General features: G+C 65.3%; 15 protein-coding genes. 9 read left to right on the top strand and 6 right to left on the bottom strand.

The window, feature by feature from the left end:
* Positions 1 to 180: 180 nt before the first annotated feature.
* Entirely contained in the window at positions 181 to 1,458 is a 1,278-nt protein-coding gene (gene eno / locus J2W22_RS16070) for a phosphopyruvate hydratase (RefSeq protein WP_307119242.1), read from the bottom strand.
* A 116-nt stretch (positions 1,459 to 1,574) separates the two neighbouring features.
* On the opposite strand from eno, the gene J2W22_RS16075 reads away from it, so the two are divergent.
* From J2W22_RS16075 to J2W22_RS16095, 5 genes are read left to right on the top strand one after another with little or no spacing between them, the layout of a single operon-like run.
* A complete protein-coding gene (locus J2W22_RS16075) occupies positions 1,575 to 2,036 on the top strand; it encodes a hypothetical protein (RefSeq protein WP_307119243.1) in 462 nt (153 codons plus the stop codon).
* A gap of 15 nt (positions 2,037 to 2,051) precedes the next feature.
* Positions 2,052 to 2,393 (top strand): phage holin family protein, encoded by a 342-nt coding sequence (locus J2W22_RS16080; protein WP_307119244.1) that lies wholly within the window; start codon positions 2,052 to 2,054, stop codon positions 2,391 to 2,393.
* Positions 2,390 to 2,722, top strand: coding sequence for a DUF3618 domain-containing protein (locus J2W22_RS16085; RefSeq protein WP_307119245.1), 333 nt, complete (start codon positions 2,390 to 2,392; stop codon positions 2,720 to 2,722). The genes J2W22_RS16080 and J2W22_RS16085 overlap by 4 nt, the downstream gene beginning before the upstream one ends.
* On the top strand, positions 2,722 to 3,045 hold the full coding sequence (locus J2W22_RS16090; RefSeq protein WP_307119246.1) for a hypothetical protein: 324 nt from the start codon (positions 2,722 to 2,724) through the stop codon (positions 3,043 to 3,045). The genes J2W22_RS16085 and J2W22_RS16090 overlap by 1 nt, the downstream gene beginning before the upstream one ends.
* 60 nt (positions 3,046 to 3,105) lie before the next feature.
* Entirely contained in the window at positions 3,106 to 3,321 is a 216-nt protein-coding gene (locus J2W22_RS16095; RefSeq protein ID WP_307119247.1) for a DUF4170 domain-containing protein, read from the top strand.
* A 58-nt stretch (positions 3,322 to 3,379) separates the two neighbouring features.
* Here J2W22_RS16095 and J2W22_RS16100 read toward each other — a convergent pair whose 3' ends face one another.
* The 5 genes from J2W22_RS16100 to carA all read right to left on the bottom strand — a co-directional run bounded on the left by J2W22_RS16100 (position 3,380) and on the right by carA (position 9,591).
* Positions 3,380 to 4,036 (bottom strand): rhomboid family intramembrane serine protease, encoded by a 657-nt coding sequence (locus J2W22_RS16100; RefSeq protein WP_307119248.1) that lies wholly within the window; start codon positions 4,034 to 4,036, stop codon positions 3,380 to 3,382.
* A 2-nt stretch (positions 4,037 to 4,038) separates the two neighbouring features.
* Positions 4,039 to 4,515 carry a transcription elongation factor GreA gene (gene greA / locus J2W22_RS16105; RefSeq protein WP_307119249.1) on the bottom strand — a complete coding sequence of 159 codons (477 nt, stop codon included), beginning with the start codon at positions 4,513 to 4,515 and terminating at the stop codon, positions 4,039 to 4,041.
* Between the two features lie 191 nt (positions 4,516 to 4,706).
* Entirely contained in the window at positions 4,707 to 8,036 is a 3,330-nt protein-coding gene (gene carB / locus J2W22_RS16110) for a carbamoyl-phosphate synthase large subunit (protein WP_307119250.1), read from the bottom strand.
* Positions 8,036 to 8,428 carry a hypothetical protein gene (locus J2W22_RS16115; protein WP_307119251.1) on the bottom strand — a complete coding sequence of 131 codons (393 nt, stop codon included), beginning with the start codon at positions 8,426 to 8,428 and terminating at the stop codon, positions 8,036 to 8,038. Before J2W22_RS16115 ends, carB begins: the two co-directional genes overlap by 1 nt.
* Complete coding sequence (carA, locus tag J2W22_RS16120) at positions 8,425 to 9,591, bottom strand: glutamine-hydrolyzing carbamoyl-phosphate synthase small subunit (protein ID WP_307119252.1); 1,167 nt, start codon at positions 9,589 to 9,591, stop codon at positions 8,425 to 8,427. Before carA ends, J2W22_RS16115 begins: the two co-directional genes overlap by 4 nt.
* A 127-nt stretch (positions 9,592 to 9,718) precedes the next feature.
* Between carA and J2W22_RS16125 the strand changes: the two genes are divergently transcribed.
* The 4 genes from J2W22_RS16125 (at position 9,719) to rpoD (ending at position 14,750) form a co-directional block, all read left to right on the top strand.
* The gene (locus J2W22_RS16125) at positions 9,719 to 10,171 is read left to right on the top strand and encodes a GatB/YqeY domain-containing protein (protein ID WP_307119253.1); all 453 of its coding nucleotides are present in this window, start codon (positions 9,719 to 9,721) and stop codon (positions 10,169 to 10,171) included.
* Positions 10,172 to 10,304: 133 nt separating this feature from the next.
* Positions 10,305 to 10,682, top strand: coding sequence for an endonuclease domain-containing protein (locus tag J2W22_RS16130; protein WP_307119254.1), 378 nt, complete (start codon positions 10,305 to 10,307; stop codon positions 10,680 to 10,682).
* 112 nt (positions 10,683 to 10,794) lie between these two features.
* Positions 10,795 to 12,678 carry a DNA primase gene (dnaG, locus tag J2W22_RS16135; protein WP_307119255.1) on the top strand — a complete coding sequence of 628 codons (1,884 nt, stop codon included), beginning with the start codon at positions 10,795 to 10,797 and terminating at the stop codon, positions 12,676 to 12,678.
* 41 nt (positions 12,679 to 12,719) lie between these two features.
* A complete protein-coding gene (gene rpoD / locus J2W22_RS16140; protein ID WP_307119256.1) occupies positions 12,720 to 14,750 on the top strand; it encodes an RNA polymerase sigma factor RpoD in 2,031 nt (676 codons plus the stop codon).
* Positions 14,751 to 14,903 lie beyond the last annotated feature (153 nt).

Consider the following 14,903-nt stretch of genomic DNA (forward strand, 5'->3'; position numbering starts at 1 on the left):
AAGTTCACATAACGATATCTTGGCCCGCGGGACAATGCCCAGACGGCGGCACAAATAGTGTCCGCGCACATCATTTGCACAATATCGGCGGCATTGCCCGGGGCAGGAGGTCCCACCCCTGGCGCCACCACCAATTCGCCCTGCCCCTCCCGCATCAGCAGGAGGGGCAGTGCCCAAACCTTACTTCTTCAGCACACTCCGCCCGGCATAAACCGCCGCATCCCCCAGCTCTTCCTCGATGCGGATCAGCTGGTTGTACTTGGCAAGCCGGTCAGACCGCGCCAGCGAGCCCGTCTTGATCTGGCCGCAGTTGGTGGCGACCGCCAGATCGGCGATCGTCGCGTCCTCGGTCTCGCCCGAGCGGTGCGACATCACCGCGGTGTAGGACGAGCGCTGCGCCAGGCTCACCGCTTCCAGCGTCTCGGTCAGCGTGCCGATCTGGTTGACCTTCACGAGCAGCGAGTTGGCATAGCCGCCCTCGATGCCGCGCAGCAGGCGCTTCGGATTGGTCACGAACAGGTCGTCGCCGACCAGCTGGACCTTGCCGCCCAGCTTCTCGGTCAGCGCCTTCCAGCCTTCCCAGTCGTCCTCGGCCATGCCGTCCTCGATCGAGAAGATCGGATACTTGGCGGCCAGCTCGGCGAGGAAGTCCGCGTTCTCTTGGCTCGAGAAGGTCTTGCCCTCGCCCACCATCTTGTAGGCGCCGTCCTTGTAGTACTCGGTGGCGGCGCAGTCGAGCGCGAGCATCACGTCGTCGCCCGGCTTGTAGCCGGCGGCCTCGATCGAGCTCATGATGAAGTCCAGCGCCTCGGTGGTGCTGGCGATGTTCGGCGCGAAGCCGCCCTCGTCGCCCACGCCGGTGGCCAGGCCCTTCTCGTGCAGCTTCTTCTTGAGCGTGTGGAAGATCTCCGAGCCGCAGCGCACCGCCTCGACGATGTTCTCCGCGCCGACCGGCACGATCATGAATTCCTGGAAGTCGATCGGGTTGTCGGCATGCTCGCCGCCATTGATGATGTTCATCATCGGCACCGGCAGGACATGCGCGTTGACGCCGCCGACATAGCGATAGAGCGGCAGGCCGCGCGCGTCGGCAGCGGCCTTGGCGGCGGCGAGGCTCACGCCCAGGATGGCGTTGGCGCCCAGGCGGCCCTTGTTCTCGGTGCCGTCGAGTTCGATCATCGCGGTGTCGAGATCGGCCTGGTCCTCGGCTTCCATGCCGACGACTTCCTCGAAGATCTCGCTGTTGACGGCCTCGACCGCCTTGTCGACACCCTTGCCGAGCCAGCGCGACTTGTCGCCGTCGCGCATTTCCACGGCCTCATGCGCGCCGGTCGAGGCGCCCGAGGGCACCGCGGCGCGGCCGAAGCTGCCGTCCTCGAGCATCACGTCGACCTCGACGGTGGGGTTGCCCCGGCTGTCGAGGATTTGGCGAGCATGGACGTCGATGATTGCGGTCACGAAACGGTCTCCCTAGATATGGGGTATTGAGGGCGCGACGCGGCCTCTAACGGCTCCGGATGGAACTCGCAAACGTGGCCGTTGTTGTTTCGCGAAAGGCATGGAGGGTTTTTGGCATGGCTGACGAAACGACGGGCGAAACGATCGACGGGGCGGCGGAGACCACTGCCGAGACCACGAAGCGTTCCGCGGCGGACACGATCCGCGAAAAGGCCGGCGAGATCGGCAGCGACGCGGCGGACCGCGCCCGCGCCTTTGCCAGCGAAGGCAAGGAGAAGGCGACCGGCGCGCTCGATGAGGTCGCCAAGATGATGCAGTCGGCGGCGCTCGACGTCGATGCGCGGCTGGGCGAGCAGTACGGCAAATATGCCCGCTCCGCAGCGGACGGCATCGCCAATTTCTCGGAGAGCCTGCGCGGCAAGGAAGTCGACGACCTGCTCGAGGACGTCACGGCGTTCGTCCGCAAGAGCCCCGCGATCGCGGTCGGCGTCGCGGCGGGCCTGGGCTTCGTGCTCGCGCGGCTGATCAAGTCGGGCATCGATGCCGCCTCGGATGCGGCGGACACCGACAAGTCGTAAGCGGCGAAACGGGGGGTGGACGCGCCGCAGCCTGAAGAGAAGTCCATCGGCGACCTGCTCCAGCAGCTCGTCGAGGATGGCAGGGCCTATGCCGATGCCGAGATCGGCTATTACCGCACGCTGCTGCGCTCGAAGCTGCGCGATGCCCGGGCGATGCTCTGGATGGGCGCGGTGGCGCTCGTCCTCGCCCAGGCCGCCGCGGTGGCGCTGGTCATCGGGCTGGTGTTCACCCTCTCCCCGCTCGTCGGGCCCGGCTTCGCCACCCTGATTGTCGTGCTGGCGTTCCTCGCCATCGCCGGACTGATGGGCTGGCTCGCCTGGACGCACGTAAAGCGTATCTTCAAGGAAAAGCCATGAGCGACAATCCACACGACGTGGATGCTGCCAGGGCAAGGATCGATGCGGCCAGGACACGGCTGTTCGGCACGCTGGGCCAGGTGCAGGAGCGGCTCAGCCCTTCCAACCTCGCGCAGGACGCGGTCGAGACCGCCGCCCACGGCGTCGCCACCGTCGCGCGCAAGGGTGCCGAGGCGGTGCGCAGCCGTCCCCTCGCCGCTGCCGGCATCGCCGCCACGGTGGGCCTGGTCATGGCCCGGGGCTGGATCGGCGACATCCTCGGCAAGCGGCATGAAACTCGCGACCCGGCCACGGGTTTGAAGCGTAAAGGCAAGAAAGGATTCTCGTGATGAGCACCAATCCCTCGAACGGCCCCGCGACCGCGCAGGGCGAGAGCCTGACCGAGAACCCCTATGTGCTGGTCGCCGGCGGCGTCGCACTGGGCGTGCTGATCGGCATGCTGATCCCGCGCAGCCAGAAGGAGCGCGAGCTGCTCGACGCGACGGGGCGCCAGATCGCCGACAAGGTCACCGGCACCGTCCAGGCGGTGAAGGATGCCGGCAAGGCGGAGTTCGACGCGCTGCTCCCCAGCCGCGACGATGCCAAGGAGCGCGTGGGCGCGCTGTTCGGCAATCTGGTCGATGCGGCGAAGGGTGCGACGCAAAAGGCTTGAGGCCGGCGCGCCTGCTTCCTAGAGGCCTCTATAAAACCAGAAAGTGTTTTCGGAGGCCCAATGAGCAAACTGCACCTCGTCTTCGGCGGTCGCGTGACCGATCCGCAGACGCTCGACTTTGTTGACCCGTCCAAGCTCGACGTCGTCGGCATCTTCCCGGACTATGCCAGCGCGGAGAATGCGTGGCGCGGCGCTGCCCAGCGCACCGTGGACGATGCCGAGATGCGCTATGTGGTGGTGCACCTGCACCGCCTGCTCGAGCCCGACCTGGCCTGAGCGACGCGGAACTGATCCCCGGCCCAGCGGCCGGGGGGCAGTCAGGCAGGACCGGCCTTCAGGCCTTCCGCCAGTGCCACATGAAGAGCGGCCGGGCGACGCCCAGGCCCGCGAGGAATCCCCCGATCGGGGCAGCAGCGCCCCAGGCCAGCACCATAGTGCGCGAAACGCCCTCCGGGGGCGTCTGCAGCAGCGCCGTCACCAGGCTGATCGCCGCCCAGGCAGCGGCTAGCCAAAACACGTGCACGGTCCGCGCCGAAAAGGGACCGATAGGCGGATTGCGCGGCTGGCCATAGAGCAGCGAATAGGCGCCGATCACCGCCGACAGCGCACCGCTCATGCCGAGCATCGGCCACATTGCCATGGGCGCGATCAGCGCATAGGCGGCGGACGCCGCGAAGGCGCCGATCACATAGAGCAGCACGAATTGCGGCCAGCCGATCGCCTGCTCGGTCCTCTGCCCGGTGATCACCAACATCAGCACGTTGAAGAAGATCTGCAGCGCGCTGGCATGGATGAACAGCGTGGTGAGTGGCGTCAGCCATGCCGGCACCGCCCAGATATCGGGCGCGAGCAACTCCTGCTGCAGGCGCGCCGGAATGAAGCCGGCGAGCACTGCGGCGGTGGGAAGCTGGTTGGCGATCAGGATCAGGGCGCTGACCAGCGCCGTGACCGCCGAGATCGTGATCGTCGCCGGGAAGTCGCGGAACCTCACGCTCAGATGAATTCGATCTGCGACACCAGATAATAGCGGTCACCGGCGGGCACCGAGACCTCGACCTCTTCGTCCACCTTGCGCCCGATCAGCGCGCGGCCGATCGGCGAGTTGTACGAGATGCGGCCACGGCTGACGTCCGCCTCGGTCTCGCCGACGATCTGGTACTTGATCGGCTTGTCGTCCTCGTCGAGCAGCGTCACCGTCGCGCCGAACACGACCCGATCACCCGAAAGCTCGCGCGGGTCGATGATCTGGGCGCGGCTGAGCTTGCCCTCGATATCGGCGATCGTCGCCTCGTTCTGGCCCTGCTGCTCCTTGGCGGCGTGATATTCGGCATTTTCCGAAAGGTCGCCATGCGCGCGCGCCTCTTCGATCGCATCCACGATCAGCGGGCGCTCGATTTTCAGGCGCTTCAGCTCCGCAACGAGCTTGTCATAGCCTTCCTGAAGCATCGGCATCTTATCGACCGTAGCCATCCACCAAGTCCTTCAAAACGCCCCGTCCCACAAGCGCCCCCAGGGGGAACGCCCGCACATGGATACTGATGGGGGAGATCAATTGTGCGAACGCGAATAATAAGCCCGCGGCGTCCGCTCCGCAAGGCTAGGAAAGTTATGGTGCGGGACAAGCCGCTCTTACCCCCTCCCGCGTGCGGGAGGGGAGAAGCTCACCCCCGGCTCGCGTAGAATTCCTGCAGCGGCCGCACGTCCAGGCTGTGCTTCGACAGCGCCTCGATCGCCCGCGCCGCCGCGACGCTTGCCTGCGCCGTGGTGAAGTACGGGATCTTGAGGTTGAGCGCCGAACGGCGGATGTCCGACGAGTCCTTGAGCGACTGCCAGCCTTCCGTCGTGTTGAAGATCAGCGCGATGTCGCCGTCCAGGATACGATCGACGATGTGCGGGCGGCCCTGGGCCACCTTGTTCACCCGCTCGACCTCGATGCCCTCGGCCTCGAGGTAATCGGCGGTGCCACCGGTCGCCACGATCGAGAAGCCCAGCTCGGTGAGCAGGCGCACGCCCGGCAGGATCACCGGCTTGTCGGTGTCCTTGACGCTGACGAACAGGCGGCCCGAACTCGGCAAGGTCGTCCCCGCCCCCAGCTGCGCCTTGGCGAAGCTGGTCGCGAAGTCCAGGTCGATGCCCATCACTTCGCCCGTCGACTTCATCTCGGGGCTCAGCACCGGATCGACGCCCGGGAACTTGTTGAACGGGAACACCGCTTCCTTGACCGCGATATAGTCGATGTCGCGGTCGATCTTAGGCAGGTCGGCCAGCTTCTCGCCCGCCATCACGCGGCTGGCGATCTTCGCCACCGGAATGCCGATCGCCTTGGCCACGAACGGCACGGTGCGCGAGGCACGCGGATTCACCTCGATCAGGTAGACCTCGCCGTCCTTCACCGCGAACTGGATGTTCATCAAGCCCTTGACCTTGAGCGCGCGCGCCAGGGCTTCGGTTTGCCGCTCGATCTCGGCGATGATCTCGGCAGGCAGGCTGTAGGGCGGGATCGAGCAGGCGCTGTCGCCCGAATGGACGCCGGCTTCCTCGATATGCTGGAGCACACCCGCGACCACCACATCGGTGCCGTCGGAAATGGCGTCCACGTCCACCTCTACGGCGTCGCGCAGATACTGGTCGATCAGCACGGGGCTGTCGCCGGACACCTGCACCGCGGTCTGGATATAGTCGTCGAGCTGCTGGGTGGAGTCGACGATCTCCATCGCGCGGCCGCCAAGAACGTAGGACGGGCGCATCAGCACCGGATAGCCGATCCGCTCGGCGATCTTCACCGCCTCGTCGCGAGTACGCGCCAGGCCATTGGCCGGCTGCTTGAGACCCAGCTTCTCGACCAGGTCGGCGAAGCGCTCGCGGTCCTCGGCCAGGTCGATCGCGTCCGGCGAGGTGCCCAGGATCGGGATCCCGGCATCCTCCAGCGCCTTGGCGAGGTTGAGCGGGGTCTGGCCGCCGAACTGGACGATCACGCCGACCAGCTCGCCCTTTTGCTGCTCGACGTGCAGGATCTCCAGCACGTCCTCGGCGGTCAGCGGCTCGAAATAGAGGCGGTCCGACGTGTCATAGTCGGTGCTCACCGTCTCCGGGTTGCAATTGACCATGATCGTCTCATAGCCCGCATCCGCCAGCGCGAAGCAGGCATGACAGCAGCAATAGTCGAACTCGATGCCCTGGCCGATGCGGTTGGGACCGCCGCCCAGGATCACGATCTTCTTGCGATCGCTCGGGGCCGCCTCGTTCTCGGGCTCGCCGAAGCTCGGCGCTTCGTAGGTCGAGTACATGTACGGCGTCTTCGCCTCGAACTCGGCGGCGCAGGTGTCGATCCGCTTGAACACCGGGCGCACGCCCAGCTTGTGGCGGTGCGCGCGCACGTCATTCTCGGTCACGCCGCCGGTCATCGCCTTGACGACTTCGCCGATCAGGCCCGACGACTTGGCCATCGCATCGCTGCCCTCGCGCAGGTTCGCCGACTTGAGCGCGAGGAAGGCCAGGCGCTTGTCGCTGAAGCCCATCGCCTTGAGGCGGCGCATGCCGGCAGCATCCTGGGGCAGCCCCTTGCTGGCGACTTCGTTCTCGGCCGCGATGATCTCGGCCAGGCGCTCCATGAACCAGGGGTCATACTGACCGATCGCGCAGACCTCGCGCACGGTGAAGCCCTCACGCAGCGCCTGGGCGGCGATCAGCAGCCGGTCGGGCGAGCGCACGGCCAGCGCCGCCTCGATCTCGTCGCGCGGCGCGCCGGCGAGCTTGTCGACATTGTTGAAGCCCGAGAGGCCGGTTTCGAGACCGCGCAGCGCCTTCTGCATCGATTCGTGGATGTTCCGGCCGATCGCCATCACTTCGCCGACCGACTTCATCGCAGTGCCGAGGGTCGCTTCGGCGCCCTTGAACTTCTCGAAGGCGAAGCGCGGGATCTTGGTGACCACGTAATCGATGGTCGGCTCGAACGACGCCGGCGTAGCGCCGGTGATGTCGTTGTCGATCTCGTCGAGCGTGTAGCCGACCGCCAGCTTGGCCGCGACCTTGGCGATCGGGAAGCCGGTCGCCTTCGAAGCCAGCGCCGACGAACGCGACACGCGCGGGTTCATCTCGATGACGATCAGGCGGCCGTCCTTCGGATTTACTGCGAACTGCACGTTCGAACCGCCGGTTTCCACGCCGATTTCCCGGAGCACCGCGATCGATGCATTGCGCATGATCTGGTATTCCTTGTCGGTCAGCGTCAGCGCCGGGGCGACGGTGATCGAGTCACCGGTGTGGGTGCCCATCGCATCGACATTCTCGATGCTGCACACGATGATGGCGTTGTCCTTGCGATCGCGGACAACCTCCATCTCATATTCCTTCCAACCGAGGAGCGACTCCTCGATCAGCACCTCGGTCGTCGGCGACAGGTCGAGGCCCGTCCGCACGATGGCGATGAATTCCTCGCGGTTATAGGCGATGCCGCCGCCCGAGCCGCCCATGGTGAAGCTGGGGCGGATGATCGCCGGCAGGCCGACATGCTCGAGCCCGGCCAGCGCCTCTGCCTCGGTATGCGCAATCGCCGAGCGGGCGCTTTCGAGCCCGATCTTGGTCATCGCGTCCTTGAACTTCAGCCGATCCTCGGCCTTGTCGATCGCCTCAGCGTCGGCGCCGATCATGATGCAGCCGAACTTCTCCAGCGTGCCGTCATTGGCGAGCGCCAGCGCGGTGTTGAGCGCGGTCTGTCCGCCCATCGTCGGCAGCACCGCATCGGGGCGCTCCTTCTCGATGATCTTGGCGACGATCGCCGGCGTGATCGGCTCGACATAGGTCGCATCGGCCAACTCAGGATCGGTCATGATCGTCGCCGGGTTCGAATTGACCAGGACGATGCGATAGCCCTCTTCCTTGAGCGCCTTGATCGCCTGCGTGCCCGAATAGTCGAACTCGCAAGCCTGGCCGATCACGATCGGACCGGCGCCAATGACGAGGATGGAGGAGATGTCGGTGCGTTTTGGCATTATCTTTTCGTCGCCTCAACTAGGCTTTTGATTTCTACAGGACCTTCGATTTTTGCCTCCGGCGGCAATCGGTCCTTCACACACGCCAGAACTTCTTTGCGGGTGCTTGCGGGTAATAACAGCACAACCGTCGCGCCGTGAATGTTGCCCGGATCGAGAGTTAAGACACGAACATCGGATATTGTGCAGATGGCCGCATCTTCCACGGCGTTACCGTGCAAATCTTGGTCCGGCTTCTCACCGCTCGCCATGCGAAGATATGATCCACCGAGTGAAAATTGCTCATATCTCACAACAAAAGCGCGTTCCGGCAGGGCGGAAAGCGGGGGCGCTGAAGCCTGACAACCGGCGAGGGGCATCCCAAAGAGTGCAATTAAGGCTTTCGCCATCACTTGCCCATCATCCCCACGAACCGTTCGAACAGATACAGGCTGTCCTGCGGGCCCGGGCTGGCCTCGGGATGATACTGGACCGAGAACGCCGAGCGATCGGTCAGCTCGATGCCGGCGTTCGAGCCGTCGAATAGCGACACATGCGTCTCGCGGGCATTCTCGGGGAGCGTCTCGCGCTCGACCGCGAAGCCGTGGTTCATGCTGGTGATCTCCACCGCGCCGTCTTCCAGCCGCTTGACCGGATGGTTGGCGCCGCGATGGCCCTGGAACATCTTGGTGGTCTCGGCGCCCACGGCGAGGCCCAGCAGCTGGTGGCCGAGGCAGATGCCGAACAGCGGCTTGCCGGTCTCGAGCAGCTGGCGGATCACCGGCACGGCATATTCGCCGGTCGCCGCGGGATCGCCCGGGCCGTTCGACAGGAAAAAGCCGTCCGGGTTGAACGCCATGATCTGCTCGAACGTCGCCTGTGCCGGCAGCACGGTCACCTTGGCGCCGGCCTGGACCAGGTTGCGGAAGATGTTGCGCTTCGAGCCGTAGTCGAGAGCGACGACATGCGGGCGCGAGTCCTCCTGGCCGCCATCATCATAGCCGAAGCCCAGGCGCCAGACACCGCCTTCCCAGCCATAGTGCGTCTCGGCGGTCACGGTGATCGCCAGGTCCATGCCCTCCAGGCCCGGCCAGGCGCGCGCCATCTCAAGCAGCAGCGGGATGTCGAACTTGCCCTCGGCCGAATGCGCGATCACGCCATTGGGCGCGCCGGCAAGGCGGATGCGGCGGGTCAACGCGCGCGTGTCGATGCCCGACAGGCCGATACGCGCATGCTTCTTCATCCAGGCATCGAGAGGCTCGGTCGAACGGAAGTTGCTCGGCTCGGTCACGTCCTCGCGCACGATCATGCCCAGCGCATGGGGATCGTCCGCCTCGATATCGTCGGGATTGGCCCCGACGTTACCAATGTGCGGGAAGGTGAAATTGATGATCTGCCCGGCGAAGCTCGGGTCGGTCATGATTTCCTGGTAGCCGGTCATCGCGGTGTGGAAGCACACCTCGCCGACTGCCTGGCCTTCGGCACCGAAGCCACGGCCCCAAATCACGTCCCCCGACGCCAAAACCAGAACACCGGTAGCTCCGGCAGGCATGGGCGTAGGCGTGGCGTCGGCCATTGAGGGGTGGCTCTCCATTTGAGGTGCAGCAATGTCGCTAAGTGCCGCCCGCTAGACCCCTACCCCCCTCGCGTCAACCGGTTCGCGGGTCTATTGCGGGGTCAATTCCCGATTCACGAGAGACGAAATGATCCGAGACGATATCAAGGCCGCCCAGATCACCGCCATGAAAGCCGGCGACAAGGAGGCCCGCGGCGCCATCAGCCTGATCCAGAGCGCGATCAAGAACCGCGACATCGAGGAGCGCACCAAGTCGGTCCAGATGGACGACGACGCGCTGGTGATCGAGGTGCTGCAGAAGATGGTCAAGCAGCGCCGCGAATCGATCGAGATGTTCGAAAAGGGCGGCCGCCAGGAACTCGCCGACGCCGAGAAGGCCGAGGTCGCGGTGATCGAGCGCTTCCTGCCCGCTCAGATGAGCGACGCGGAGACCATGGCAGCGATCGAGGCGATCAAGGCCGAGCTGGGCGCAAGCGGCATGAAGGACATGGGCCGCGTGATGGCTGAGCTGAAGGCCCGCCACGCGACCACGCTCGACATGAGCAAGGCCAGCGGACTGGTGAAGGCGGCGCTTTTGTGAATTTCCCCTCCTTCTTGCCTCCCTTCCCGCTCGCGGGAGGGGAATGATTGATCCAAAGCGGAGCAGCTAACGCTCCCCTTCCGTTTACGGGAGGGGTCGGGGGAGGGCATGAAAATCCACGGGAGGAGAACCCGTGGAAGATGCCACTCGCGCCCGCCAGCTTCGCAACAATCCAACCGACGCGGAAACCGCACTCTGGCAGGCCCTGAGCGCCCGCAAGATCGCAGGCGTCCGCTTCAACCGCCAGGTCCGGATCAAGCCATATTTCTGCGACCTCGTCGCCCGGACGCCCAGGCTGGTCATCGAGATCGACGGCGGCCAGCATGCCGAATCCGAGCGGGATGCCGTCCGAACCCGCTATCTACAGACCAGAGGCTACCGGGTAATCCGCTTCTGGAACAACGAAGTGCTGGGCAATCTCGACGGGGTGGTGGCGGAAATCGAGCGCGTCCTAGCAACCATCCCCTCCCCTAGCCCCTCCCGCAAGCGGAAGGGGAACGAGCCGGGATAGCGCCAGCCACAATCGCTCCCCTTCCGCTTGCGGGAGGGGTCGGGGGAGGGCCTGAAACCAATGCCTCAACCCAAAGCTTGCTGACTCACCCCGGCGAGCGCATGGAAACCAAGTGTCCCTCACCCCCGCCTTCCTCGACGAACTCCGCGCCCGCACCCTGCTGTCCGGGCTGATCGCCAAGACGACCAAGCTCCAGAAGGCCGGCCGCGAGTTCCGCGCCTGCTGCCCCTTCCACAACGAGAAGACACCAAGCTTCTACGTCAACGACGACAAGGGCTTCTACCATTGCTTCGGCTGCGGTGCGCATGGCGATGCGATCCGCTGGATGACCGACCAGCGCGGCCTGCCCTTCATCGATGCGGTGAAGGAGCTGGTCCAGGCCGCCGGCATGGAGATGCCCGAGCAGGACCGCCGCAGCGCCGAGAAGGCCGAGCGCGCCAAGGGCCTGCACGAGGCGATGGAGGACGCCGCCAAGTTCTTCGTCGACAAGCTGAACGGCATCGAAGGCGCCGAGGCGCGTGCCGTGCTCAAGAAGCGCGGCATCTCCGAGGAGACCGCCCGGGCCTTCGGCATGGGCTATTCCCCCGATTCGCGCGGCAAGCTCAAGGACGCCCTCAAAAGCTACGGCGACCCGATGCTGGTCGAGGCAGGCCTGCTGATCTCGGTGGAGAAGAAGGACCCCTACGACCGCTTCCGCGGCCGGCTGATGATCCCGATCCGCGACGTCCGCGGCCGCGCCATTGCCTTTGGCGGGCGCATCATCGGCGAGGGCGAGCCCAAATATCTCAACTCCCCCGAGACCCCGCTCTTCGACAAGGGCCGCACCCTCTACAATCTCGATCGCGCCCAGGCCGCCGCCCGCAAGTCCGGCCGGATCATCGCGGTCGAGGGCTATATGGACGTGATCGCGCTCGCCCAGGCCGGCTTTGCCGAAGCGGTCGCCCCGCTGGGCACCGCGATGACCGAGCATCAGCTCGAGCGGCTGTGGCGAATCGCCGACGTCCCCCTGCTCTGCTTCGACGGCGACTCGGCCGGGCAGAAGGCCGCGATCCGCGCCGCCCATCGCGCCATGCCTATGCTCGAGCCGGGCCGCAGCCTCGCCTTCGTCACCCTGCCCGACGGGCTCGACCCGGACGACCTCGTCCGCGCCCAGGGGCCCGCCGCCTTCGAGGCCCTGCTCGCCAAGGCCCAGCCGCTGGTCGACCGGTTGTGGGAAAGCGAGATCGCCGCAGAGCCGCTCGACACGCCCGAGCAGCGCGCCGGCCTCAAGCGCCGCCTCGCCGCGCTTGCCGACAGCATCGGCGACTCGAACGTGAAGCACGAATATCTCGCCGAGTTCCGCGCCCGCGCCGACCAGCATTTCGGCCGAGGCCCTCGCAATTTCGAGCGCGGTCCCCAGCGCAGCGCCGGCCCTGCCCCGGCCCGGGGAAAGCGCGACAAGCGCGGCAACTGGCTCCCGCCCGAGCCGCCGCTCACCCAGCAGACCCGCTCGCTCCAGGCTGGCGGGCTCGATCCGATCCTCGCCAAGGCCGTGCTTTCCGGCCTGATCCGCCACCCCGCAGAAATCGCCCGCCACATGGAAGTCCTCGGCAGTCTTCGCGGCGCCTCCGGCGCGCTCGGCAAATTGTTCGAAGCGGTGGTCGATGTCGCGCTGGAGGATCGGCAGCTTGATCGAACCAAGGTACTCACCATATTGGCGAAGTCCGGTTTCGATCAGATGGCGAGCGAGCTGCTCCGGGCCGATACCCTGCCCTTCTCCTTTACCCGGCCCGAAGCCGAGGAAAAGAAGGCGCGCGAAGACCTGAACGAGGCGATCGCAGTGATGGTGGCGCGCCCCGCGGTGGACGCGGCGCTGGCAGAGGCAACGGCTGTGATGCTCGAGCGTTTCGACGACGAGGCGTTCGCCCGGCAAACGGCCCTGCTCAGGCAGCGCCAGGAGCTGGAAACGCGCCTCGCGAATCTGATGCTTGCGGACGACGAGAATTTCGAGGATTAGGGCGGCGTATAATTGCCGCCATCCAAGTTTCGAGGATTTGAATGGCCAAGGCGAACATGGCGGACGTCACCGAGGGCAATGAGGCGGGTGACGCGCCGCTGATCGATCTGAACGAAGGTTCGATCAAGAAGCTCGTCGCGCGGGCGAAGAAGCGCGGCTACATCACTGTCGACCAGCTCAACGAGATGCTTCCGCAGGACCAGATGTCCTCGGAGCAGATCGAGGACGTGATGGCGGCGCTCAACGACATGGGCGTCAACGTGGTCGAGAATGAGGAAGCCGGCGAGGACGCCGAGCCCGAGGACGACAGCCAGGACGAAGCCGAGTCGAGCGACAGCGGCGACGATTCGGCGCCTGCCTTCGAGACCAAGAAGAAGGAAACCGTCGATCGTACCGACGATCCGGTGCGCATGTACCTGCGCGAGATGGGCGCCGTTGAGCTGCTCAGCCGCGAAGGCGAGATCGCGATCGCGAAGCGCATCGAGGCCGGCCGTGACACGATGATCCTCGGCCTGTGCGAATCGCCGATCACCTTCAACGCGATCATCGGCTGGTCGAATGCCCTCAACGAAGGCACGATGCAGCTGCGCGAGATCCTTGATCTCGACGCCATGCTCTCCAAGGGTCCGTCGGCCGAGCAGGTCGAAGGCGCCGAGGAAGACGATAACGGCGAGATCAGCGAGAAGACCGCCGGCGCCTCCTACAAGGAGGAAGAGGAAGTCGAGGAAGTCCAGGACGACGAGGACGAGGACTCGATGACCGAGCGCCGCACCCCGCGGCCGTCGGACGACGAGGAGGAGGACAACACCCTCAGCCTCGCCCAGATGGAGGAGACGCTCAAGCCGCAGGCGCTCGAGAAGTTCGCCAACATCACGTCGATCTACAAGAAATTCTCCAAGATGCAGCTCCAGCGCCTCGATGCGATGGCTGCTGGCGGCGAGCTCGTCGCTTCGGAGGAGAAGAAGTATCAGAAGCTGCGCGAGGAGCTGACGGCCGAGGTCGAATCGGTCCAGTTCCACCAGCAGAAGATCGAATATCTCGTCGACCAGCTCTACAGCTTCAACCGGCGCCTCACCGCGCTGGGTGGCCAGATGCTGCGCCTTGCCGAGCGCCACAAGGTCAGCCGCAAGGACTTCCTCGATCGCTATGTCGATCACGAGCTTGACGAGCAGTGGCTGCAGTCGGTCCAGGGCCTCGACAAGAAGTGGGCGGCGTTTGCCGCGAACGAGGCCGCCGCTGTCGATCGCATCCGCATCGAGATCTCCGAGATCTCGCAGTCGACGGGCATGGCGCTGGCCGAGTTCCGCCGCATCGTCAACATGGTGCAGAAGGGCGAGCGCGAGGCGCGCATCGCGAAGAAGGAGATGGTCGAGGCCAATCTCCGCCTCGTGATCTCGATCGCCAAGAAATACACCAATCGCGGCCTGCAGTTCCTGGATCTCATCCAGGAGGGCAATATCGGCCTGATGAAGGCGGTCGATAAGTTCGAATATCGCCGCGGCTACAAGTTCTCGACCTACGCCACCTGGTGGATCCGCCAGGCGATCACCCGCTCGATCGCCGATCAGGCGCGCACGATCCGTATCCCGGTCCACATGATCGAGACGATCAACAAGCTGGTCCGCACCAGCCGTCAGTTCCTCCACGAGCAGGGCCGCGAGCCCACGCCGGAGGAAATGGCCGAGCGCCTGAGCATGCCGCTCGAGAAGGTGCGCAAGGTGATGAAGATCGCCAAGGAGCCGATCTCCCTCGAAACGCCGATCGGCGACGAGGAGGATTCGCACCTGGGCGACTTCATCGAGGACAAGAACGCCGTCATCCCGGTGGACGCCGCGATCCAGGCGAACCTCAAGGAAACGGTCACCCGCGTCCTTGCCTCGCTCACCCCGCGCGAGGAGCGCGTGCTGCGCATGCGCTTCGGCATCGGCATGAACACCGATCACACGCTCGAGGAAGTCGGCCAGCAGTTCTCGGTCACCCGCGAGCGCATCCGCCAGATCGAGGCGAAGGCGCTGCGCAAGCTCAAGCATCCCTCGCGCAGCCGGAAGATGCGGTCGTTCCTCGACCAGTAACTTCGGAAATCTTCGCGGATACTATCGGAACGCCTCGGAACTTGTTTCCGGGGCGTTTTCGTTTTCTCCCCGGAACGGCGCGGGAACACGTGGTTTATCCACAGTAAATTCCGCATTCACCGCGTCTTTACGTGCTTCGGTATATCCCCGGGT

Origin of the sequence: Sphingomonas kyeonggiensis (assembly GCF_030812785.1) — a bacterium.
In the GTDB taxonomy this organism is placed as follows: domain Bacteria; phylum Pseudomonadota; class Alphaproteobacteria; order Sphingomonadales; family Sphingomonadaceae; genus Sphingomonas; species Sphingomonas kyeonggiensis_B.